General features: G+C 66.2%; 22 protein-coding genes and 1 tRNA gene. 14 read left to right on the top strand and 9 right to left on the bottom strand.

Features of this window, described 5'->3' with window-relative positions:
- Positions 1-23 precede the first annotated feature (23 nt).
- From PA6_RS05805 to PA6_RS05855, 11 genes are all read left to right on the top strand, one after another.
- Positions 24-716, top strand: coding sequence for an ABC transporter permease (locus tag PA6_RS05805; protein ID WP_021699959.1), 693 nt, complete (start codon positions 24-26; stop codon positions 714-716).
- Positions 716-1,405 carry an ABC transporter permease gene (locus PA6_RS05810; RefSeq protein WP_021699960.1) on the top strand — a complete coding sequence of 230 codons (690 nt, stop codon included), beginning with the start codon at positions 716-718 and terminating at the stop codon, positions 1,403-1,405. The genes PA6_RS05805 and PA6_RS05810 overlap by 1 nt, the downstream gene beginning before the upstream one ends.
- A gap of 69 nt (positions 1,406-1,474) precedes the next feature.
- Positions 1,475-2,680: a methyltransferase gene (locus PA6_RS05815; RefSeq protein WP_021699961.1), complete on the top strand. Its 1,206-nt coding sequence runs from the start codon at positions 1,475-1,477 to the stop codon at positions 2,678-2,680.
- Positions 2,681-2,985: 305 nt separating this feature from the next.
- Positions 2,986-3,061: transfer RNA gene (locus tag PA6_RS05820), tRNA-Thr, on the top strand.
- A 94-nt stretch (positions 3,062-3,155) separates the two neighbouring features.
- Positions 3,156-4,964, top strand: coding sequence for a sensor histidine kinase (locus PA6_RS05825; protein ID WP_021699962.1), 1,809 nt, complete (start codon positions 3,156-3,158; stop codon positions 4,962-4,964).
- Complete coding sequence (locus tag PA6_RS05830) at positions 4,961-6,322, top strand: sigma-54-dependent transcriptional regulator (RefSeq protein WP_021699963.1); 1,362 nt, start codon at positions 4,961-4,963, stop codon at positions 6,320-6,322. The genes PA6_RS05825 and PA6_RS05830 overlap by 4 nt, the downstream gene beginning before the upstream one ends.
- Before the next feature lie 339 nt (positions 6,323-6,661).
- On the top strand, positions 6,662-8,086 hold the full coding sequence (gene arcD / locus PA6_RS05835) for an arginine-ornithine antiporter (protein ID WP_021699964.1): 1,425 nt from the start codon (positions 6,662-6,664) through the stop codon (positions 8,084-8,086).
- Positions 8,087-8,101: 15 nt separating this feature from the next.
- Positions 8,102-9,352 carry an arginine deiminase gene (gene arcA, locus PA6_RS05840; protein WP_021699965.1) on the top strand — a complete coding sequence of 417 codons (1,251 nt, stop codon included), beginning with the start codon at positions 8,102-8,104 and terminating at the stop codon, positions 9,350-9,352.
- A gap of 106 nt (positions 9,353-9,458) precedes the next feature.
- Positions 9,459-10,469 (top strand): ornithine carbamoyltransferase, encoded by a 1,011-nt coding sequence (locus PA6_RS05845; protein WP_021699966.1) that lies wholly within the window; start codon positions 9,459-9,461, stop codon positions 10,467-10,469.
- Between the two features lie 139 nt (positions 10,470-10,608).
- The gene (gene arcC / locus PA6_RS05850) at positions 10,609-11,535 is read left to right on the top strand and encodes a carbamate kinase (RefSeq protein ID WP_021699967.1); all 927 of its coding nucleotides are present in this window, start codon (positions 10,609-10,611) and stop codon (positions 11,533-11,535) included.
- A 171-nt stretch (positions 11,536-11,706) separates the two neighbouring features.
- Positions 11,707-13,590 (top strand): beta-ketoacyl synthase, encoded by a 1,884-nt coding sequence (locus PA6_RS05855; RefSeq protein ID WP_021699968.1) that lies wholly within the window; start codon positions 11,707-11,709, stop codon positions 13,588-13,590.
- Between the two features lie 117 nt (positions 13,591-13,707).
- Here the strand turns inward: PA6_RS05855 and PA6_RS05860 are convergent, their stop codons facing one another.
- The 3 genes from PA6_RS05860 to nudE are packed head-to-tail and all read right to left on the bottom strand — an operon-like array spanning position 13,708 to position 15,538.
- Positions 13,708-14,154, bottom strand: a complete 447-nt coding sequence (locus PA6_RS05860) for a YiiD C-terminal domain-containing protein (RefSeq protein WP_021699969.1) — start codon at positions 14,152-14,154, stop codon at positions 13,708-13,710.
- Positions 14,154-14,975, bottom strand: a complete 822-nt coding sequence (cysQ, locus tag PA6_RS05865) for a 3'(2'),5'-bisphosphate nucleotidase CysQ (protein ID WP_021699970.1) — start codon at positions 14,973-14,975, stop codon at positions 14,154-14,156. The genes PA6_RS05860 and cysQ overlap by 1 nt, the downstream gene beginning before the upstream one ends.
- Positions 14,972-15,538, bottom strand: coding sequence for an ADP compounds hydrolase NudE (gene nudE, locus PA6_RS05870; RefSeq protein WP_021699971.1), 567 nt, complete (start codon positions 15,536-15,538; stop codon positions 14,972-14,974). The genes cysQ and nudE overlap by 4 nt, the downstream gene beginning before the upstream one ends.
- A gap of 92 nt (positions 15,539-15,630) precedes the next feature.
- Here nudE and yrfG point away from each other — a divergent pair, with 92 nt between their 5' ends.
- Together yrfG and PA6_RS05880 are read left to right on the top strand one after the other, a co-directional pair.
- On the top strand, positions 15,631-16,293 hold the full coding sequence (gene yrfG / locus PA6_RS05875; RefSeq protein ID WP_021699972.1) for a GMP/IMP nucleotidase: 663 nt from the start codon (positions 15,631-15,633) through the stop codon (positions 16,291-16,293).
- Between the two features lie 143 nt (positions 16,294-16,436).
- Positions 16,437-16,901: a hypothetical protein gene (locus PA6_RS05880; RefSeq protein WP_021699973.1), complete on the top strand. Its 465-nt coding sequence runs from the start codon at positions 16,437-16,439 to the stop codon at positions 16,899-16,901.
- Between the two features lie 61 nt (positions 16,902-16,962).
- Here PA6_RS05880 and PA6_RS05885 read toward each other — a convergent pair whose 3' ends face one another.
- The 5 genes from PA6_RS05885 to PA6_RS05905 form a co-directional block, all read right to left on the bottom strand.
- Positions 16,963-18,306: a DUF1329 domain-containing protein gene (locus PA6_RS05885; protein ID WP_370453123.1), complete on the bottom strand. Its 1,344-nt coding sequence runs from the start codon at positions 18,304-18,306 to the stop codon at positions 16,963-16,965.
- 157 nt (positions 18,307-18,463) lie between these two features.
- Positions 18,464-19,183, bottom strand: coding sequence for a tRNA (guanosine(46)-N7)-methyltransferase TrmB (gene trmB, locus PA6_RS05890; RefSeq protein WP_021699975.1), 720 nt, complete (start codon positions 19,181-19,183; stop codon positions 18,464-18,466).
- Positions 19,184-19,192: 9 nt separating this feature from the next.
- Entirely contained in the window at positions 19,193-19,984 is a 792-nt protein-coding gene (locus PA6_RS05895) for a thiazole synthase (RefSeq protein WP_021699976.1), read from the bottom strand.
- 17 nt (positions 19,985-20,001) lie between these two features.
- Positions 20,002-20,202 (bottom strand): sulfur carrier protein ThiS, encoded by a 201-nt coding sequence (thiS, locus tag PA6_RS05900; RefSeq protein ID WP_021699977.1) that lies wholly within the window; start codon positions 20,200-20,202, stop codon positions 20,002-20,004.
- 79 nt (positions 20,203-20,281) lie between these two features.
- The gene (locus PA6_RS05905; protein WP_021699978.1) at positions 20,282-20,659 is read right to left on the bottom strand and encodes a DUF423 domain-containing protein; all 378 of its coding nucleotides are present in this window, start codon (positions 20,657-20,659) and stop codon (positions 20,282-20,284) included.
- A 65-nt stretch (positions 20,660-20,724) separates the two neighbouring features.
- Here PA6_RS05905 and mtgA point away from each other — a divergent pair, with 65 nt between their 5' ends.
- On the top strand, positions 20,725-21,462 hold the full coding sequence (gene mtgA, locus PA6_RS05910) for a monofunctional biosynthetic peptidoglycan transglycosylase (RefSeq protein WP_021699979.1): 738 nt from the start codon (positions 20,725-20,727) through the stop codon (positions 21,460-21,462).
- Here mtgA and PA6_RS05915 read toward each other — a convergent pair.
- Positions 21,404-22,090: a lysoplasmalogenase gene (locus PA6_RS05915; protein WP_021699980.1), complete on the bottom strand. Its 687-nt coding sequence runs from the start codon at positions 22,088-22,090 to the stop codon at positions 21,404-21,406. The genes mtgA and PA6_RS05915 overlap by 59 nt on opposite strands.
- Between the last annotated feature and the right edge of the window lie 21 nt (positions 22,091-22,111).

Here is a 22,111-nt window from a genome sequence, read left to right on the forward strand (position 1 = left end):
CCGTCATTCTGCAGTAGCCTCCCATGATCTTCGACCTGCACGGCTTCGGCCCCGCCCTTGTCGCCGGCACGCTGGTGACCATCCAGCTGGCCCTGTCCTCCCTGGCCCTCGGCCTGGTGCTCGGGCTGCTCGGCGCATTGGCCAAGACTTCCCCGAACAAGTTCCTGCAGGGACTTGGCGGAACCTACTCGACCATCGTACGCGGCGTTCCTGAGCTGCTCTGGGTCCTGCTCATCTATTTCGGCACCGTCAGCGGCCTGGCCGCTCTCGGTGAGTTCCTCGGCGTCGGCAGCCTGGAACTGAACCCCTTCGCCGCTGGCACCATCGCCCTCGGCCTGTGCTTCGGCGCCTACGCCACCGAGGTGTTCCGCGGCGCGATCCTGGCCATCCCCAAGGGCCATCGCGAGGCCGGCATGGCGCTCGGCCTATCCAAGGCACGCATCCTGTGGAAGCTGATCCTGCCGCAGATGTGGCGCATCGCCCTGCCCGGCCTGGGCAACTTGTTCATGATCCTGATGAAGGACACCGCACTGGTCTCGGTCATCGGCCTGGAAGAAATCATGCGTCGCTCGCAGATTGCCGTAACCGCCAGCAAGGAGCCCTTCACCTTCTATATGGTCGCGGCCTTCATCTACCTGGGCCTGACCGTCATTGCCATGACCGGCATGCACTTCCTCGAAAAGCGCGCCAGCCGCGGATTTGTTAGGAGCGCCTGATGAACTGGGAAGTGATCATCAAGTACCTGCCACGCCTGCTCGAAGGCGCGGCGCTGACCATCGAACTGGTCGCCTTCGCCGTGATCGCCGGGCTGATCCTTGCCCTGCCCATGGGTATCGCCCGTGCATCCAAGCACTGGTATGTGCGCGCCCTGCCCTACGGCTACATCTTCTTCTTCCGCGGCACGCCGCTGCTGGTACAGCTGTTCCTGGTCTACTACGGCCTGGCGCAGTTCGACATCGTGCGCCACGGTCCGCTCTGGCCCTACCTGCGCGACCCGTACTGGTGCACCGTCATCACCATGACCATGCACACCGCCGCCTACATCGCGGAAATCCTGCGTGGCGCCATCCAGGCCGTGCCGCCCGGCGAGATCGAAGCGGCCCGCGCGCTGGGCATGTCGCGGGCGCAGGCCATGCTCTACATCATCCTGCCGCGCGCCGCGCGCATCGGCCTGCCGGCCTACAGCAACGAAGTGATCCTGATGCTCAAGGCCAGCGCCCTGGCCAGCACCGTGACCCTGCTCGAGCTGACCGGCATGTCGCGCACGATCATCGCCCGCACCTATCTGCCGGTAGAGATCTTCTTTGCCGCCGGGGTGTTCTACCTGGTCATCGCCTACGTCATGGTGCGCGCCTTCAAACTGCTGGAGCGCATGCTGCGCGTCGACGCCTGCCAGGGCCGCTGATGTCGCCTATCCCTCTCCCGCCCGGGAGAGGGATAAACTGCGCCGCACCATCCAGACCCCACTGCCCGCATGATCCTCACCGGCCACGCCCTGCGCGAACGCTTTCAGGCCCTGGACGACTTCCTTGTCAGTCATCAGTCCCTGTGGCGCCCCAAGCCCTTCACCTGTCCGGTGCTGCCCTGGGAGGCCGAGCATGCCGAGCTGGCCGCCTGGCTGCGCCGCCGCAGCCTGGCGCAGGCCGACGCCGAGCACAATCAGCCCGCAGAACTGCCGGCACCAGCCCCCTTCCCGGCACTGGCGCGGCGCGCCGCCGAGTTCTCCGCGCTGGACCAGCTGCCCAGCCGTGAACTTGGCCCGCTGCCCGAGCGCCTGAGCGTCGACGTGCCGGGGCGCAAGTGGCAGCAGATCAGCGCTTTCGCCGAACGCCTGCAGTTCCAGCGACCACCGGCTCACTGGCTGGACTGGTGCTCGGGCAAGGGCCATCTGGGCCGCCTGCTGGCCCAGGGCGGCCAGCACCTGACCTGCCTGGAATACGACCCGCAGCTGGTAGAGGCCGGGCAGCGCCTGAGCGAGCGCCTGCAGCTGGCCGCCAGCCACCTGCAGCAGGACGTGCTGGCCGACGATGCCGGCACGCGCCTCACTGCCGAGCACAGCCCGGTGGCCCTGCACGCCTGCGGCGACCTGCACGTGCGCCTGCTGCGCCTGGCCAGCGCGGCCGGTTGCGCCCAACTGGCGGTGGCGCCCTGCTGCTACAACCGCATCGCCGCCGAGCACTACCAGGCGCTGTCGGCGCCTGCCCGGGCCTCGACCCTGCAACTGTCGCGGGATGATCTGCGCCTGCCATTGGCCGAGACCGTCACCGCCGGCCAGCGCATGCGCCGCCAACGCGACCTGTCCATGGCCCGGCGCCTGGCCTTCGACCTGCTGCAGCGCCAGCAGCGCGGGGTGGATGACTACCTGCCAACCCCCTCGCTACCGACCAGCTGGCTGGACAAGGACTTCGCCAGCTACTGCCGCGACCTGGCCGATCTGCGGGGCGTGACGGTGTCAGGCCCGGTCGACTGGCCTGCGCTGGAAGACGCCGGCTGGCAACGCCTGGCCCAGGTGCGCAACCTCGAGCTGGTCCGCGGCCTGTTCCGTCGCCCGCTGGAACTGTGGCTGCTGCTCGACCGCGCGCTGTTCCTCGAAGAGCAGGGCTACCAGGTGCGCCTGGGTACGTTCTGCGCCCATGAGCTGACCCCGCGCAACCTGCTACTGCTCGCCGAGCGGGACTGAGCTCATCCACAGAAGCTGTGGATAACTCTGTGCGCAGTTTCTGCAGAACTCGCTGCAAAGCGGACTCCGTCTACTCCGCAAGCGCTTGCCGATTTTTTGATCAAAGATAAAAAATCTATAAAAAACAGATTGTTATGCGAAACAAGGGCACAGCGCACAAAATCCGTGCAGCACGCCATACGCCCAGCTCTTCTTTGTGCATAAACACAAGGCTGCTGATAGCCGGGCCCGTGCCCAGCGGGTTCAAAACAGACTGCACGCCTCGGTTTACAGGGTCGAAGCAATGGCTATAATGGCGGCCCCTTGCCGGTATAGCTCAGCTGGTAGAGCAACTGACTTGTAATCAGTAGGTCCCGGGTTCGATTCCTGGTGCCGGCACCATACAAAACGAAGGCCCGCAGCGATGCGGGCCTTTGTCGTTTCTGCAGCCTGTGCGCTGGCATACTAGGGCGACTCCCCTGGCGCAGATCGCAGCATGACCGCAGCTCCCACTCCCCACCGCCCGCGCTGGCGCAGCCTGGCCTTGCTGGCCCTGCTGCTCGCCCCGCTGCTGTGGCCGCTGCAGTTCTTCGCCGAACGTTATTACCGCGAGGAACTGCTCGAACAGAATCGCCAGACCCTCGACCTGTACGTCGCCACGCTGTTCGGTACCCTGCAGCGCTACGAAGTGTTGCCGAACATCCTCGCCGAGCTGCCACCGCTGCGCGCCCTGCTCGCCGCGCCGGCCGACGGCGATCTGCGCAACCGCGCCAACCTGCTGCTCGCCCAGGTGCGCAGGGAAACCGGCGCCGACGTGATCTACCTGATGAGCCCGCAAGGCCTCACCCTGACCTCGTCGAACTGGGACCAGGCCGACAGCTTCGTCGATCGCGATTTCAGCTACCGCCCCTATTTCCGCGAGGCCCTGGCCGGCAAGCCGGGACGCTTCTTCGGCCTCGGCACCACCTCGCGCAAGCGCGGCTACTTCTTCTCCAGCCCGGTGCGCGATGGCACGCAGGTAGTCGGCATCCTGGTGGTCAAGGTCGACCTCGACGATGCCGAGGCCCTGTGGGGCAACACGCCGGAACAGCTGATGGTTACCGACGGCAACGGCGTGGTGATCATCTCCTCGCGCGAGGACTGGCGCTTCCGCGCCACCCGCGAGCTGGACAACGCCGAACGCACCGCCATCGCTGCCAACCAGCCCTACCCGACCCAGGCGCCCGCGCCGTTGCGCCTGGACGAGCGCGCCTGGCTGACCCAGAGCCGCGAGCTGCAGGAAGCCGGGCTGACCGCCAGCATCCTCGCCCCTCGCCAGTTGATCGACCGCCAGGTACGCACCACGCTGGTGATCGGCGCTGCCGCCCTGCTGGTCGGCCTGCTGCTGCTCGGCCTGCTGTTGCAACGCCGCCGTCACTACATCGAACGCATCGCCCTCGATGCCCGAGCCCGCCGCGAGCTGGAAATGCGCGTGCTGGAACGCACCCGCGACCTGGAGATGCTCAACAACCGCCTGAAAGACGAGGTACTGGTGCGCGAGCATGCCCAGCAGGAGCTGGTGCGCACCCAGGACGAGCTGGTCCAGGCCGGCAAGCTCACGGCGCTGGGCACCATGAGCGCGAGCATCAGCCACGAGCTGAACCAACCCCTGGCGGCCATCCGCAGCTATGCCGACAACGCCGGCGTGCTGCTCGACCACCAGCGCCTGGACGATGCGCGCGGCAATCTCAAGCAGATCAGCGAACTGACCGGGCGCATGGCCTCGATCATCGCGCACCTGCGCGCCTTCGCCCGGCGCGACCGGCATGCGCCGGAGAGCGTCGCGCTGCAGCCGGCCATCGACGACGCCCTGGCCCTGCTGGCCAAACGCCGGCGCGCCCTGGAAGTGGAACTGGTCCGCGACCTGCCGGATGCCACCCTCTGGGTACAGGCCGGCGAAACGCGCCTGCGCCAGGTACTTGGCAACCTGCTGGCCAATGCCCTCGATGCCCTGAGCGAGAAGGCGCCGCCAAGACGTATCTGGATCAGTGCCGAAGTCACCGCCGAGGGCGTCGATCTACAGTTGCGCGACAATGGTCCGGGCTTTTCCGCACAGGCGCTGCAACATGCCCGCGAGCCGTTCTTCACCACCAAGACACGCACCCAGGGCCTCGGCCTCGGCCTGGCCATCTGCGAGACCCTGATGCGCGCCCTGGGCGGCGAGCTGCTGCTGGCCAACCACCCGGAAGGCGGCGCGCTGATCACCCTGCGACTGCGCAACAGCACCCCAGGTGCCAACCTGCAACCGCCCGAGGAGTTTTCATGACGGCCATTGATGCCCGCACCCAGGTCCTGCTGATCGACGACGACGAGCACCTGCGCCAGGCCCTGGCGCAGACCCTCGATCTGGCCGGCCTGCGCGTCGAGACCCTGGCCGATGCCCGCGGCGTGGCCGAACGCATCACCGCGGACTGGCCGGGCGTAGTGGTCAGCGACATCCGCATGCCCGGCATCGACGGCCTGCAGCTGCTGGCGCAGCTGCACCAGCAGGACGCCGATCTGCCGATGCTGCTGATCACCGGCCACGGCGATGTGCCGCTGGCGGTGCAGGCGATGCGCGCCGGTGCCTACGATTTCCTCGAGAAACCCTTTGCCAGCGAGGCACTGCTCGATGCCGTGCATCGCGCGCTGGAGCTGCGCCGCCTGGTGCTGGAGAACCGCAGCCTGCGCCTGGCCCTGGCCGACCGCAATGAGCTGAGCGCGCGCCTGATCGGCCAGTCCGCGCCGATGCTGCGCCTGCGCGAGCAGGTCGGCGCACTGGCGGCGATTCACACCGACGTGCTGATCCTCGGTGAAACCGGCGCGGGCAAGGAAGTGGTGGCGCGCGCCCTGCACGATCTGTCGGCGCGCAAGAAGGGCCCCTTCGTCGCGATCAACGCCGGCGCGCTGGCCGAGTCGGTGGTGGAAAGCGAACTGTTCGGCCACGAGCCGGGCGCCTTTACCGGGGCGCAGAAGCGCCGCATCGGCAAGTTCGAGTTCGCCAACGGCGGCACCCTGTTCCTCGACGAGATCGAGAGCATGAGCCCGGGCGTACAGGTCAAGCTGCTGCGCCTGCTGCAGGAGCGGGTGGTCGAGCGCCTTGGCGGCAACCAGCTGATCCCCCTGGATATCCGCGTGATCGCCGCGACCAAGGAAGACCTGCGCGTGGCCGCCGACCAGGGGCGCTTCCGCGCCGACCTCTACTACCGCCTCAACGTGGCGCCCCTGCGCATCCCGCCGCTGCGCGAGCGCGGTGCCGACATCCTGCTGCTGTTCCGCCACCACGCCGAGGCCGCCGCACAGCGCCATGGCCTGCCGATCCGCGAACTGCAGGACGGCCAGCGCGCGCAATTGCTCAGCCACGCCTGGCCGGGCAACGTGCGCGAACTGCAGAACGCCGCCGAACGCTTCGCCATGGGCCTGGATTTGGGCCTGGACCTGCCGCCCGGTGCAACGCCCAGCAACGCCGGCGAGCAGAGCCTGAGCGAACGCGTGGAAGCCTATGAAAAGGCGCTGATCGCCGCCGAGATGGCCAAAGGGCATACCTCCCTGCGCAGCCTGGCCGAAGCGCTGGGCCTGCCACGCAAAACCCTGCACGACAAGCTGCGCAAGCATGGGCTGGACTCGGGCGGCGAAGACGACTAGGTACTCGCTACCCGCCTATACCCATTCGAAATATTCAGCCCAAGAGCTATTCGCCAATGCTGCAACGGCATTGAGCCATTACGAATAAGCGTCTTACTTCTGCAACTTGCAAGCGATAAAAGCTCAACTAGCTTTTCCTCCACGCCGCATCGAAAACACTGACGCAGCCCTCTGGATCGGCGCGCTTGCGAATCACTGGGGTGGCCCTGAGCGACATCCGCAGTACAGGGACAGTAAGACGAATCGATGGATAGCAGGCTATTGATCAAGATCAATACCCCCTCCTCCCTGAGAGAGCCCAATGGTTCTCAACTTCTCTACACCATTTGGAGGTGTTAGATGTCCGACTCGGCAAACAAACTCAAACTGGGCGCACTGATCGCCCTGGTGGTCGGCTCGATGGTCGGCGGCGGGATCTTCTCCCTGCCGCAGAACATCGCCAACAGCGCCGGCGCCGGCGCCACCCTGATCGGTTGGCTGATCACCGGTGTGGGCATGCTGACCCTGGCCTTCGTCTTCCAGACCCTGGCCAACCGTAAGCCCGAGCTCGACGGCGGGGTCTACGCCTACGCCAAGGCCGGTTTCGGCGACTACATGGGCTTTTCCTCGGCCTGGGGCTACTGGATCAGCGCCTGGATCGGCAACGTCAGCTACATGGTGCTGCTGTTCTCCACCCTGGGATATTTCTTCCCGGTGTTCGGCGAGGGCAACACCCTGCCGGCGGTGATCTGCGCCTCGGTACTGCTGTGGCTGCTGCACTTCCTGGTGCTGCGCGGGATCAAGGAAGCCGCCTTCATCAACACCATCACCACCATCGCCAAGATGGTGCCGCTGGTGCTGTTCATCGTGATCGCCGCCATCGCCTTCAAGATGGACGTATTCACCAGTGACTTCTGGGGTGCGGGCAATACCGAACTGGGCAGCGTGATGGACCAGGTGCGCAACATGATGCTGGTCACCGTCTGGGTGTTCATCGGCATCGAAGGCGCCAGCATCTTCTCCGCGCGCGCCGAGAAGCGTAGCGATGTGGGCAAGGCCACCGTGATCGGCTTCGTTGGCGTGCTGCTGCTGGTGCTGGTCAACGTGCTGTCGCAGGGCATCATGGCCCAGGCCGAACTGGCCGGGCTGAAGAACCCCTCGATGGCCGGCGTGCTTGAGCACGTGGTCGGCCCCTGGGGCGCCCAGCTGATCTCCATCGGCCTGATCGTCTCGCTGGCCGGGGCCCTGCTGTCCTGGACCCTGCTGTGCGCCGAGATCCTCTTCGCCAGCGCCCGCGACCACACCATGCCGGAGTTCCTGCGCAAGGAGAACGTCAACCACGTTCCGGCCAACGCGCTGTGGCTGTCCAACGGGCTGATCCAGCTGTTCCTGATCATCACCCTGTTCAACAGCTCCACCTACCTGAGCCTGCTGTACCTGGCCACCTCGATGATCCTGGTGCCCTACTTCTGGTCCAGCGCCTACGGCGTACTGCTGGCGGTGCGTGGCGAGACCTACGAGAACGCCGGCGGCGAGCGCAACAAGGACCTGCTGATCGCGCTGATCTCGTCCATCTACGCCATCTGGCTGGTCTATGCCGCCGGCATCCAGTACCTGCTGCTGTCCGCGCTGCTCTATGCGCCGGGCGCCATCCTGTTCGCCAAGGCCAAGCGCGAACTGGGGCAACCCGTATTCACCGGCGTCGAGAAGATCATCTTCGTCGCCGTGCTGATTGGTGCCGCCATTGCCGCCTACGGGCTGTACGACGGTTTCCTCAGTCTGTAAGAGAAGGAGTTCGACATGTCCAAGAAAGCCCTAGGCGTTCATTCCGAAGCCGGCAAGCTGCACAAGGTGATGGTCTGTTCGCCGGGTCTGGCCCATCTGCGCCTGACCCCCAACAACTGCGACGAATTGCTGTTCGATGACGTGATCTGGGTCTCCCAGGCCAAGCGCGACCACTTCGACTTCATGACCAAGATGCGCGAACGCGGCATCGAAGTGGTCGAGATGCATAACCTGCTCGAGGAGACGGTGAAGAATCCCGAGGCCCTGAAGTGGATCCTCGACCGCAAGATCACCGCCAACAGCGTCGGTCTCGGCCTGCAGAGCGAAGTACGCTCCTTCATCGAGGGGCTGGAAGCGCGCAAGGTCGCCGAGTTCCTGATCGGTGGCGTGTCCGGAGCCGATCTGGCCAAGCACAAGGATTCCGAGGCGGCGAAGATGTTCAACGCCTACCTGGGCGAGTCCAGCTTCCTCTTCCCGCCGCTGCCGAACACCCAGTTCACCCGTGACACCACCTGCTGGATCTACGGAGGCGTGACCCTCAACCCGATGTACTGGCCGGCGCGCCGCCAGGAAACCCTGCTGACCACCGCGATCTACAAGTTCCACCCGGATTTCATCAACGAACAATTCGAAATCTGGTACGGCGATCCGGACCAGGATCACGGCTCGGCCACCCTCGAAGGCGGTGACGTGATGCCGATCGGCAACGGTACCGTGCTGATCGGCATGGGCGAGCGCTCCTCGCACCAGGCCATCGGCCAGGTGGCCAAGGCCCTGTTCGCCAAGGGCGCCGCGGAGAAAGTGGTGGTCGCCGGCCTCGGCAAGTCCCGCGCCGCCATGCACCTGGACACCGTGTTCAGCTTCTGTGACCGCGACCTGGTCACGGTCTTCCCGGAAGTGGCCTACAACATCGTGCCCTTCGTGTTGCGACCGGACGAAAGCAAGCCCGGCGGCATCGACGTGCGCCGCGAGGACAAGTCCTTCATCAACGTGGTCGCCGAATCGCTCAACCTGAAGAAACTGCGCGTGGTGGAAACCGGCGGCGACAGCTTCGAGGCCGAGCGCGAGCAGTGGGACGACGGCAACAACGTGGTCTGCCTGGAACCGGGCGTGGTGGTCGGCTACGACCGCAACACCTACACCAACACCCTGCTGCGCAAGGCCGGGGTCGAGGTGGTGACCATCAGCGCCAGTGAACTGGGCCGCGGCCGCGGCGGTGGCCACTGCATGACCTGCCCGATCATCCGCGACCCGATCGACTACTGATCCATCACGCCCCTCCCAACCGGGAGGGGCAGCTCGCGCCAACGCGAGCCGCCTTCTGCCGCAAGACGAAGGCCATTCCCTCTATCAGTGCCAAGGAGAAAGAACCATGGCGTTCAACATGCACAACCGCAACCTGCTCAGCCTGATGCACCACAGCACCCGCGAGCTGCGCTACCTGCTCGACCTCTCGCGCGACCTCAAGCGCGCCAAGTACACCGGCACCGAGCAGCAGCACCTGCAGCGCAAGAACATCGCGCTGATCTTCGAGAAGACCTCCACCCGCACCCGCTGCGCCTTCGAGGTCGCCGCCTATGACCAGGGCGCCAACGTCACCTATATCGACCCGGGCTCCTCGCAGATCGGCCACAAGGAATCGATGAAGGACACCGCCCGCGTGCTCGGGCGCATGTACGACGCCATCGAGTACCGCGGCTTCAAGCAGGAAATCGTCGAGGAACTGGCCAGCTATGCCGGCGTGCCGGTGTTCAACGGCCTGACCGACGAATACCACCCGACGCAGATGCTCGCCGACGTCCTGACCATGCGCGAGCACAGCGACAAGCCGCTGCATGACATCAGCTATGCCTACCTCGGCGACGCGCGCAACAACATGGGCAACTCGCTGCTGCTGATCGGCGCCAAGCTCGGCATGGATGTGCGCATCGCCGCGCCCAAGGCCCTGTGGCCGAGCGACGAGCACGTGGCCGCCTGCAAGAAATTCGCCGAGGAAAGCGGCGCACGCATCACCCTCACCGAAGATGCCAAGGCTGCGGTCAAGGGCGTCGACTTCGTCCATACCGACGTCTGGGTATCCATGGGCGAGCCGGTGGAAGCCTGGGGCGAGCGCATCAAGGAGCTGCTGCCCTACCAGGTCAACATGGACATCATGAAGGCCACTGGCAACCCGCGCGCCAAGTTCATGCACTGCCTGCCAGCCTTCCACAACAGCGAGACCAAGGTCGGCAAGCAGATCGCCGAACAGTACCCGAACCTGAAGAACGGTATCGAAGTCACCGAAGACGTGTTCGAGTCGCCCTACAACATCGCTTTCGAGCAGGCGGAAAACCGCATGCATACCATCAAGGCGATCCTGGTCTCGACCCTGGCCGATATCTGACCACGCGCGGACAGTCCCCTCTTCCTCCGGGAGAGGCTCAGGGTGAGGGCGTTGCCGGCCATTCGATGCTGACGGGCAGCCCCTCCCCCCCACTCCCTCTGCCAAAGGGCGAGGGGAGAACAAACAAGGAGAACGAACCATGCGACTAGTCATAGCCCTGGGCGGCAACGCCCTGCTGCGGCGTGGCGAGGCCATGACCGCGGAGAATCAGCGCGAGAACGTGCGTATCGCCTGCGAGCAGATCGCCAAGGTGGCGCCGGGCAACGAGCTGGTGATCGCCCACGGCAACGGCCCGCAGGTCGGCCTGCTGGCCCTGCAGGGCAACGCCTACGACCCGAGCAACCCCTATCCGCTGGATGTGCTGGGCGCCGAGACCGAAGGCATGATCGGCTACATGATCGAACAGGAGCTGGGCAACCTGCTGCCGTTCGAGGTGCCCTTCGCCACCATCCTCACCCAGGTCGAGGTGGACTGCGGTGATCCCGCCTTCAAAAAGCCGACCAAGCCGATCGGCCCGGTCTACAGCAAGGAAGACGCCGAGCGCCTGGCCGCCGAGAAAGGCTGGAGCATCGCCCCGGACGGCGACAAGTTCCGCCGCGTGGTGGCCAGCCCCCGGCCACAGCGGATCTTCGAGATCCGCCCGGTGAAGTGGCTGCTGGAAAAGGGCAGCGTGGTGATCTGCGCCGGCGGCGGCGGCATCCCGACCATGTACGAGAACGGCAAGCTGCGCGGCGTCGAGGCGGTGATCGACAAGGACCTGTGCTCGGCACTGCTGGCCGAGCAGCTCAACAGTGACCTGCTGGTGATCGCCACCGATGTCGATGCCGCCTATATCGACTGGGGCAAGCCGACCCAGAAGGCCATCGCCCAGGCCCATCCGGATGAACTGGAACGCCTCGGCTTCGCCGCCGGCTCGATGGGACCGAAAGTGCAGGCCGCCTGCGAGTTCGCCCGCAACACCGGCAATGTCGCGGTCATCGGCTCTCTGGCCAATATCGAGGCCATCGTGCAGGGCAAATCCGGCACCCGCATCAGCACCGCCGAACCCGGCCTCAGCTACCGCTGAAGTCAGTCCGCCGCATCCAGGTCGTGACCTGACGGTCACGACCTGCGTCATTCAGACATTCCGATTCATTTCGAGTCGCCTCCGGCAATGCCCCCGGCTGGATAACCGTTGCCGCTGCACGCAGCCGGCCGATCCCCGCCTGCCCGATGCGACCCTCAGGAGTTCTGCGTGATGTCTCGTCTTCCCGTCATCGTCGGCTTCGGCGGCTACAACGCTGCTGGCAGGAGCTCGTTCCACCATGGCTTCCGGCGCATCGTCCAGGAATCGCTGGATGCCGCCAGCCGCCAGGAAACCCTGGCCGGCCTGGCCGTGATGATGAAGCTGGTGCAGGTGGTCGACGGCCAGTTTCGCAGCCATGCCGACCAGCCCCTGACACCCGCCGAGATCGAGGCACGCTACGGCGCCGAGATTCTCGCCGGCACCCTGGTGCGGCGCATCGACAAGCGCCACCTGGACGTGGATGCGGCCCACTGGCAGAAGAACCTCACCGTCAGCGGCGCCCAGTTCACCACCCTGCGCAAGCACCTGCCCGAACCGCTGCCGGCCAGCTGGACGATCGAGGCGCTGGACGAGCAACAGGTCCGCGTTACCCTGAATGACAGCTGCGAGTTCAAGGTCGACAGCTACCGCGCCCTGCCGGTGAAGTCCGCGGGCCAGCTGCCCAGCGGCTTCGAGCCGGGCGAGCTGTATCACTCGCACTTCCATCCGCGCGGCCTGCAGCTGGCGGTCACGGGCGCCACCGATGCACTGCGCTCGACCGGCATCGACTGGCGCACCATCCAGGATCATGTGCAGCCGGACGAAGTCGCGGTGTTCGCCGGCAGCATCATGAGCCAGCTGGACGAGTACGGCTTCGGCGGCATGCTGCAGTCGCGCCTCAAGGGCGGTCGCGTCACCGCCAAACAGTGCCCGCTGGGCCTCAACACCATGCCGGCCGACTTCATCAACGCCTATGTGCTGGGCAGCGTCGGCACCACCGGCAGCGTCACCGGCGCCTGCGCCACCTTCCTCTACAACCTGCAGAAGGCCACCGAGCAGATCGCCAGCGGCAAGGCGCGCGTGGCCCTGGTTGGTAACGCCGAAGCACCGATCACCCCGGAAATCATCGACGGCTACGGCGCCATGGGCGCCCTGGCCACTGAGGAAGGCCTGCGCAAGATCGAGGGCCGCGAGGAGGTCGATTTCCAGCGTGCCAGCCGGCCGTTCGGCGACAACTGCGGCTTTACCCTGTCCGAGTCCTGCCAGTTCCTGGTGCTGATGGACGACGCCCTGGCCCTGGAGCTGGGCGCCGATATCCACGGCGCGGTACCGGACGTGTTCATCAATGCCGACGGCTTCAAGAAGTCCATCTCGGCCCCCGGCCCGGGCAACTACCTGACGCTGGCCAAGGCCGTAGCCAGCGCCGTGCAATTGGTTGGCCTGGACGCCGTGCGCCAGCGCAGCTTCGTGCATGCCCACGGCTCCAGCACGCCGGCCAACCGGGTCACCGAGTCCGAGCTGCTGGACCGCGTGGCGGCCGCCTTCGGCATCGAACAGTGGCCGATCACCGCCGTGAAGGCCTTCCTCGGCCACTCACTGGCCACCGCCAGCGGCGACCAGGTCATCGCCGCCCTCGGCACCTTCCGCCACGGCCTGCTGCCGGGCCTGAAAACCATCGACCGGGTCGCCGACGATGTGCATCGCCAGCACCTGAGCCTGGAAACTCGAGATCGTGCGGTCGCGGGCCTGGAAGTGTGCTTCATCAACTCCAAGGGCTTCGGCGGCAACAACGCCACCGGCGTGCTGCTGGCCCCTCAGGTGGTCGAACGCATGCTGCGCAAGCGCCACGGCGAAGCCGCCTTCAGCGCCTGGCAAGCCAAGCGCGAGGCAACCCGCGCCGCGGCGGCGAGCTACGACCAGCAGGCCCTGCGCGGCCAGTTCGACATCCTCTACAACTTCGGACATGACCTGATCGACGACCAGCAACTGCGTTTCAGCGCCGAGGGCATCCAGGTGCCGGGCTTCGCCCAGCCGTTGCTGTACCGGAGGGATGAGCGCTACAGCGACATGCTGTGACGCTTGGCTTCCTCTCCCTCCGGGAGAGGGTTGATTCAGAGGTAGCCCGGATGTAATCCGGGGCAGGCAGCTCCGCTCCCGGATTGCATCCGGGCTACCCGAGACAGGCGGGCGCTATCAGCGGTGCAGTACGTAGTGCCCGCTGAAGCGCACCGCCTCGATGTCGCCGACCAGAATGCGGCTGTGCAGCTTCAGACGCGCCAGGCCGCGGCGCCGGTAGAGGGCAAGAAACTTGTCCCACTCCGCAGCGGCGGGCGCCGTGCATACCGCCAGCGCATCGCTAAGCACCGGTTCGGCATAGTCGATCTGCGCCTGCTGGATGACGATATGGCCATCCGTCACCCCAGCCTCGCGCAGGCTCAGGTGCAACCAGCCCCAGCCAGCCAGTACCGCGCCGCAATACAGGCTGCCACCGAACATGCTGCTCTTGTGATTGAGGTTGGCCGCCAGCGGCAGGCCCAGGCGCAGCTCGCCGTCGCGCCAACCCAGCACACCCAGGCCAAGGGCCTGGGTCAGCGGGATGTCCTGGTGCAGCAGCTGCTCCAGGTAGGCGCGATCATTCATCAGTCCAGCGCACGCGCCAGCTGGATCAACTCGGCGCGCCACTCGGCCGCCTGCGGCAGACCGAGGAACGACGGGTTGAGGTAGCTCTCGCGGGCCTCGTAGGTCAGGGCTTCGCCCTTGAGGTCGAGCACCTCACCGCCGGCGCCTTCCAGCACGCCCTGGGCCGCGGCCGTGTCCCACTGCGAGGTGGGCGCCAGGCGCGGGTAGCAGTCGGCATTGCCTTCGGCCAGCAGGCAGAACTTCAGCGAGCTGCCGATATTGGCCAGCTGCAGATCGCCGAAACGCTCGGACAGGCCGGTTAGCAGGCGCTCCTGGGCCGGGCTGGAGTGACGCTTGCTGGCCACCAGGGTAAAGGCCTCGGCCGGTGCCAGGCGCACCGCGATGGCCTCGGGCGCGCCAACGGCCTCCTGACGCCAGGCGCCCAGGCCGGCGCCACCGAAATAGCAGCGACCATTGGCCGGTACGCCAACCACGCCGAAGACCACACGCCCGCGCTCGATCAACGCGACATTGACGGTGAACTCCTCGCTGCCGGAGATGAACTCCTTGGTGCCGTCCAGCGGGTCGACCAGCCACCAGCGTTGCCATTCGGCGCGCTCGGCAAAGGCAATGCCGGCGTCCTCCTCAGACAGCACCGGAATCTCCGGCGCCAGCGCGCGCAGGCCGCTGGCGAGAATGTCGTGGGCGGCCAGGTCGGCGGCGGTCACCGGCGAGGCATCGGCCTTCTCGGTCACGGCCACGTCGTTGCGCCAGTACGGCAGGGTGGCCTGACCGGCCCGCTGAACCAGGGCGATCACCGCCGGCAGATAGGGATGACTCACGGTTTGAACTCTCCACGTTGGGTCAGCAGGTCGCGGACCAGATACAGGGCGGCCAGGGCGCGGCCCTCGGTGAATTGCGGATGCTGGGCCAGGGCGCTGAGTTCGCGCAGGTTGACCTTGTCCACGCGCAACGGCTCGGGCTCGTCGCCCGGCAGGCTCTCCGCGTACAGATCACGCGCCAGCACCACCTGGATCTTCTGGCTCATGTAGCCGGGTGACAGGCTCAGCTCGGCGATCAGCTCCAGGCGCTCGGCGCCGAAGCCGGCCTCCTCCTTGAGCTCACGGTTGGCCGCCACCAGCACGTCCTCGCCCGGCTCGATCAGGCCCTTGGCCAGCGACAGCTGGTAATCGTCGGTGCCGGCGCAGTACTCCTCGACCAGCACCGCATGCTCGGCATCGAGCATCGCCACCACCATCACCGCACCGTAGCCGGAACCCTTGCTGACCAGACGCTCATAGGTGCGCTCGACGCCATTGGCGAAGCGCAGCTGCAGCTCTTCGACGCGGAACAGGCGGCTGCTGGCGACTATCTCGCGGGCCAGCACCTGGGGTTTCTCACGCATCACTCGCTCCTTGATTCGAACGGGTATCATACCCCGCTGCCCCGAAATATCCGCGCCGGATATTCGCTCTCCGTCTGTTTCCGGACTTTGCCATGCATCAGTTGCCCTGGGCCGACATCGATACCGTCCTGCTCGACATGGACGGCACCCTGCTCGACCTGCATTTCGACAATCATTTCTGGCTGGAACACCTGCCGCAGCGCTATGCCGAACTGCACGGCATCAGCCGCGCGGCCGCCGATGCCGAGCTGCTGCCGCTGTTCCGTGCCCACGCCGGCACCCTGCCCTGGTACTGCACGGACTTCTGGAGCCGCGAGCTGAAGCTCTCGGTGCGCGAGCTCAAGCGTGAGGTAGCGCACCTGATCGCCCTGCGCCCGGACGCCGACACCTTCCTCAAGGCCCTGCGCGCCGCCGGCAAGCGCGTGGTGCTGATCACCAACGCGCATCGCGATTCGCTGTCGCTGAAGCTGGAGCGCGTGGAACTGGCGCCTTACTTCGACCGCCTGATCAGCTCCCACGACTACGGTTTCCCCAAGGAGGACCAGCAGTTCTGGTTCGCCCTGCAGCAGGACTTCCCTTTCGAGCCTGCGCGCAGCCTGTTCATCGACGACAGCCTGCCGATCCTGCGCAGCGCACGTCGCTATGGCGTGGCCCATCTGCTGGCAGTACGGCAGCCGGACAGCCGCGGACAGGCCAAGGACACCGAGGAGTTTGCTGCGGTCGAAGACTACCGCCAGCTCGTGCCCACGACCTGACAGCCGCCCGGCACGACGGTTCGCCCTCTGCGCCATTTTTTGCACAGGCCGTGAACGCCCTCGCAGCAGCGCAATCTGCCTCTTGCCCGGCGCGGCGGCGCTGGCAGCATGTGCAGCCATCCAACCATCGAGGTCTGTAGTCCATGAAGTATTCCTCCCTGCTCCTGCTTTCTCTGGGCCTGGCCAGTGCTGGCGCCTTCGCCGGCAATACCTCGGCCGGTGTCGGTGGCGCCCTGGGCGGCGCGCTGGGCACCGTGGTTGGAGAGCAGATTGGCGGCAGCACCGGCGCAACCATCGGCGCCGGCGTCGGCGGCGCGGCGGGTAGCGCCGTGGGCGCGGACAAGGGCAGCCGCACCGAGGCGGCGATAGGCGGCGGCATCGGCGCGGCAGGCGGCCAGGTGATCGGCAGCAAGGTTGGCGGCAGCACTGGCGGCGTCATCGGTGCAGCGGTCGGCGGTGGCGCCGGCGGCGCGCTCGGCAATGCCTATGGCGGCGATGATGACGATGACGACCGCCGCTATCGCGATGGCTACTACCGTGACCACGACGGCCACCCGGGCCGCGCCCTTGGCCACAAGAAGGACAGGTGGCACAAGAAGCACCGCTGAGAAACGACAAGGCCCGCATGATGCGGGCCTTGTGTTTATGCGGCGCTGAAACCTTGCGCGATCAGATGCCTTCGCGACGCAGCGCGGCGGCAGTGAAGTCGCTCTTCTTCAGCTGTACGTTGAAGTCGTACATCGGCTCGTTGTTGTCCAGGCCGTCGACGAAGTAACGCTCGCCCTTGAAGTCGTAGATGGTCTCCAGGGTGCTGAGGAACATGGGGATGTCGTAGTAGCTGATCGGGTGGGCTTCCTGCAGACCGACCAGTTCGCCGTTCTTGTCGTACAGGTCGACGGCGAGGATCTGCCAGCTGTCCTCGTCCAGGTAGAAGCGACGCGCGCCGTACGGATGGCTGAAGCCCTTGCGCAGCTTGGCATCGACCACCCACACGCGGTGCAGCTCATGGCGCAGCAGCTCGGGGTTGACATGCTTCGCCTGGAGAATCTTCTCGTAGGCAATGCCCTTCTGGTGGACCGCGTAGCTGTTGTACGGCACCAGCATTTCCTGCTTGCCGACCAGGGTCCACTCGTAGCGGTCCGGCGCACCGTTGTAGGCATCCACCACGTCGGCGGTGGCCATGCCGTTGGTGTCCGGCTGCATGGCGTCATAGGCCAGCATCGGCAGGCGACGCACGCGACGCTCGCCGCGGTTGAAACGCCAGGCCTTGCGGATCGCCAGCACCTGGTCGAGGGTCTCCTGCACCACCAGTGCGGAGCCGGCCAGCTTACTCGGCGCGGTCACCACGTACTTGTAGAAGAACAGGGTGTTGTCCAGGTCCGCCGGCGTCAGGCCTTCGCGACCGTAGATGAACATCAGGTCACGCTCGCGCTTGACCAGCACGTAGTCGCCACCCTTGAGCACGGCGGCGTGGTTGGTGACCATGCGCACCTGCTCGCCGCGGTAGCGGGTGATGTGGTTCCAGATCACTTCCTGGCCGCTCTGCGGAATCGGGAAGGGAATACCGGCGGCAGTGCCCTCGATGCCGTTACCACCGGCGATCAGGCCGGCGTTGGTGGCGTTGTAGCGGGTGGCGTCATAGATGCGCTGCGGCGAGGCGGCACTGCGGCGGCTGGGCAGCACGCGCAGGTAATAGTCCGGACTCTTTTCCAGCAGCTTCTGGTAACCCGGGGTCAACAGGGCCTTGTACTGCGCCATGTTGCTCTTGTCGACGCGGTACAACTCCTGATCGGCAGCGTAGGGGTCGGGATGGTGCATGCCGGGCTGGTAGTTGGCCGGTGGCGTGGACAAACCGCCCTCCCAGGACGGAATGGTGCCCGCGGCATTGCCGGCACGCTCGCCGCCCAGCGGCATCAGGTCTTGCCCGAGGCGCGCGGCCTGGGCGGCGTCGACGCGGGCATGCGCCGGCAGGCTGACGGCGGCGGCCAGCGACAGGACTGCAATAGTTCTCAGCACAGCTTTCTCCTCGCGGCACGCTCAGGCGCCGCTGTTCTTATTCGTACGACCCATTCGGGTCGCGCATGCAGATTGCCGGTGGGTGAGGCTTGGCCTTCCTGGCGCCGGGTGGACCCGGTCGTTTGGGCCCCGCATCCTGCGGAGCGTCGAATCTTTACTCGCAGCGTTGGAACTTGAGATCCCACACACCATGCCCGAGGCGCTCGCCGCGCTTCTCGAACTTGGTCACCGGGCGCTCGCTCGGCCGTTCCACATAACCTGCGTTACCCGCCACATTATGGTAGCCCGGCGCCAGCGACATTACCTCCAACATATGTTCCGCGTATGGCTGCCAATCGGTGGCCATATGCAGCACCCCGCCAATCTTCAGCTTGCTGCGCACCAGTTCGGCAAACGCCGGCTGGACGATGCGGCGCTTGTGATGGCGGGCCTTGTGCCAGGGATCGGGGAAGAACAGCAGGACGCGATCGAGGCTGGCATCGGCCACGCAGTCGCGCAGCACTTCCAGGGCGTCGCAGCTATACACACGAATATTGGAAAGATTCTGCGTGAGCATGCCGTTGAGCAGGGCACCGACGCCCGGCTTGTGCACTTCCACGCCGATGAAGTCCTGCTCCGGCGCGGCGGCCGCCATCTCCAGGGTGGCATGGCCCATGCCGAAGCCGATCTCGAAGGTGCGCGGCGCGCTGCGGCCGAACACCTGATCGAAGTCGCGCAGGCCGTCGGCCAGCTCCAGGCCGTATTTCGGCCAGCCTTGATCGAGGCCGCGCTGCTGGCCCTCGGTCATGCGCCCGGAGCGCATGACGAAACTCTTGATGCCGCGCCGCGGGCGCTCGTCGGCGCCTTCGTCTACCGGCTCGATGACTTCACTCATGGGGTTCTCTTACTTGATCAGGCCATCCAGCGGCGAGGACGCGCTGGCATAGAGTTTCTTCGGCATGCGCCCGGCCAGGTAGGCCATGCGCCCGGCGATGATCGCGTGCTTCATCGCCGCGCCCATCAGGATCGGGTTCTGCGCGTGGGCGATGGCGCTGTTCATCAGCACCGCCTCGCAGCCCAGCTCCATGGCGATGGTGGCATCGGAGGCGGTGCCCACGCCGGCATCGACCAGCACCGGCACGGTGGCCTCCTCGAGGATGATGCGCAGGTTGTACGGGTTGCAGATGCCCAGGCCAGTGCCGATCAGGCCGGCCAGCGGCATCACCGCGATGCAACCCATCTCGGCCAGCTGGCGGGCGATGATCGGGTCGTCGCTGGTGTACACCATCACGTCGAAGCCTTCCTTGACCAGCACTTCGGCGGCCTTGAGGGTCTCGATCACATTGGGGAACAGGGTCTTCTGGTCGGCCAGTACTTCCAACTTGACCAGCGTGTGGCCGTCGAGCAGCTCGCGCGCCAGGCGGCAGGTACGCACCGCTTCCTCGGCGTTATAGCAGCCGGCCGTGTTGGGCAGGATGGTGTATTTGTCCGGCGAGATCACGTCGAGCAGGTTCGGCTCGCCCGGGTTCTGCCCGATATTGGTCCGGCGCACGGCCACGGTGACAATCTCGGCACCGCTGGCCTCGATGGCCAGGCGGGTTTCCTCGAGGTCCTTGTACTTGCCGGTACCGACCAGCAGGCGCGACTCGTAAGTGCGGCCAGCCAGGGTAAAGGGCTTGTCGATGATGGCGCTCATGGCAGTTCCTCGGGCGACTAGCCGCCGCCGATGGCGTGGACGACTTCCAGCTGGTCGCCGTCATGCAGGACGGTGGTGCCGTGCTGGCTGCGCGGCACGATGTCCAGGTTGAGCTCGACCGCCACCCGCTTGCCGGCTGCATCCAGGCGCACGAGCAGGTCAGCGACAGTGGCGCCGTCGGGTAGCTCGAAGGGTTGGCCGTTCAACTGGATGTGCATGGCTGGGCGGTCAGAACATGAAAGGGTCGGCATTCTAGCCCGATCAACCGGATCGACCAAGGTACGTGCGTACCATCGGTCAGGCCCGCCCGCCCCGCAGCGCGGCCAGCCCCAGGCACAGCCAGCCGGCAAGGAAGCTCACACCGCCCAACGGAGTGATCATGCCGAGCTTGCTCAGGCCACTCAGGGTCAGGGCGTAGAGGCTGCCGGAAAACAGCAGGATACCGAGCGCGAACAGGCTGCCGGCGGCCTTCACCAGACGCCCCGGCAGACGTTCGGCCAGCAGCGCCACGCCGAACAGCGCCAGCGCGTGCACTAGCTGGTAGTGCACGCCGGTCTGGAACACCGCCAGGTACTCGGCACTCAGCTGGCCTTTCAAGCCATGGGCGGCGAAGGCGCCCAGCGCCACGCCGAAGAAACCGGCCACGGCCGCCAGCAGCAGAAAGACTCGTAACATCATTGCTCCCCAGACAGATTCAATGCGGCCGCTATAATGGCCGCTCCCTCCAACCGGGCCAAGCCATGCTGCGCAACCTGCTCCGCCGCCTGACCAAACTGCTGCTGTGGTTCGCCGCCCTCAGCGCCGTGCTGGTGCTGGCGCTGCGCTGGATCGACCCACCCGGCACGGCACTGATGGTCGAGCGCAAGGTACAGTCCTGGGTCGACGGCAAACCGATCGACCTGCAGCGCACCTGGCGCCCCTGGCACGAACTGCCGAACGACCTGAAGATCGCGGTGATCGCCGCCGAGGACCAGAAATTCGCCGAGCACTGGGGCTTCGACGTCAGCGCCATCCGTCAGGCCCTGGCGCACAATGCCGATGGTGGCAACCTGCGCGGCGCCAGCACCATCAGCCAGCAGGTGGCGAAGAACCTGTTCCTCTGGTCCGGCCGCAGCTGGCCACGCAAGGCGCTGGAGGCCTGGTTCACCGGGCTGATCGAGCTGCTCTGGCCGAAGCAGCGCATCCTCGAGGTGTACCTCAACAGCGTGGAATGGGGCGACGGTGTGTTTGGCGCGGAGGCGGCCGCGCGCCACCACTTCAAGGTCGCCGCGCCCTACCTGTCACGCCAGCAGGCCAGCCTGCTAGCCGCCGTGCTACCCAATCCGCGCGCCTGGAGCGCCAGCCGCCCGGGGCCGCGCATCCAGCGGCGGGCCAATTGGATCCGCCAGCAGAGCTACCAGCTCGGCGGCAGCCACTACATCAGCCAGCTGTCGCGACGGGCGCCGGACTGGTGGCCGCAGTGGCCGCCGCTGCCCTGAGGCGCACCAGCCCCCAGGCGATCAGCGCCTGGCCGCTGAAGTAACAGCAGACGATCACCAGCACGGCATGCGGGAACGGCTGGACGAACTTGTTCACCCCGATCAGCGAATCCGCCACCACGAACAGCATGGCCCCCAGCCACAAGGGACCTGGCTTCGCCTCCAGACGCGTGGCGAGCAGCGCCATGAGCAACAGGCTCCCCAGGTAGATCGCCACCGGCACCTGCAACGTGCCAGCGGCTGGCAACAGCCAGGCACCGACCGTCAGGCCATAGATCAGTACCGGCGCCACCCGCGGCCAGGACCAGCAACGACCGCGACCGAGCAAGATGAAGGCGATGGCAAAGGCGATCTGGTTGACCAGGAACGCCAGCAGCGCCTGGATGAACAGGCCGTCGCGATCACCGAAATCGAGAAAGAAGTCACCGGCCGCCGCCGCGCCATAACCCAGCGCCAGCCAGCGGCCGGGCGCACCGGGAAAGGCACGCCAGACCAGCCAGGCGAACAGCAGCATGGGCAACGGCTTGAGCAGCCAGCCGAGGGGGTAGGGCTTGAACGGCAGTAGGGCCAGATAGAGCAGGCCCAGGCCGATGGCGAGAATAAAACAACAACGCTGGGAGACGGACATGGAGGGCACTCGCTCGGGGGA

It is taken from the genome of Aquipseudomonas alcaligenes NBRC 14159 (assembly GCF_000467105.1).
Classification (GTDB): Bacteria; Pseudomonadota; Gammaproteobacteria; order Pseudomonadales; family Pseudomonadaceae; genus Aquipseudomonas; species Aquipseudomonas alcaligenes.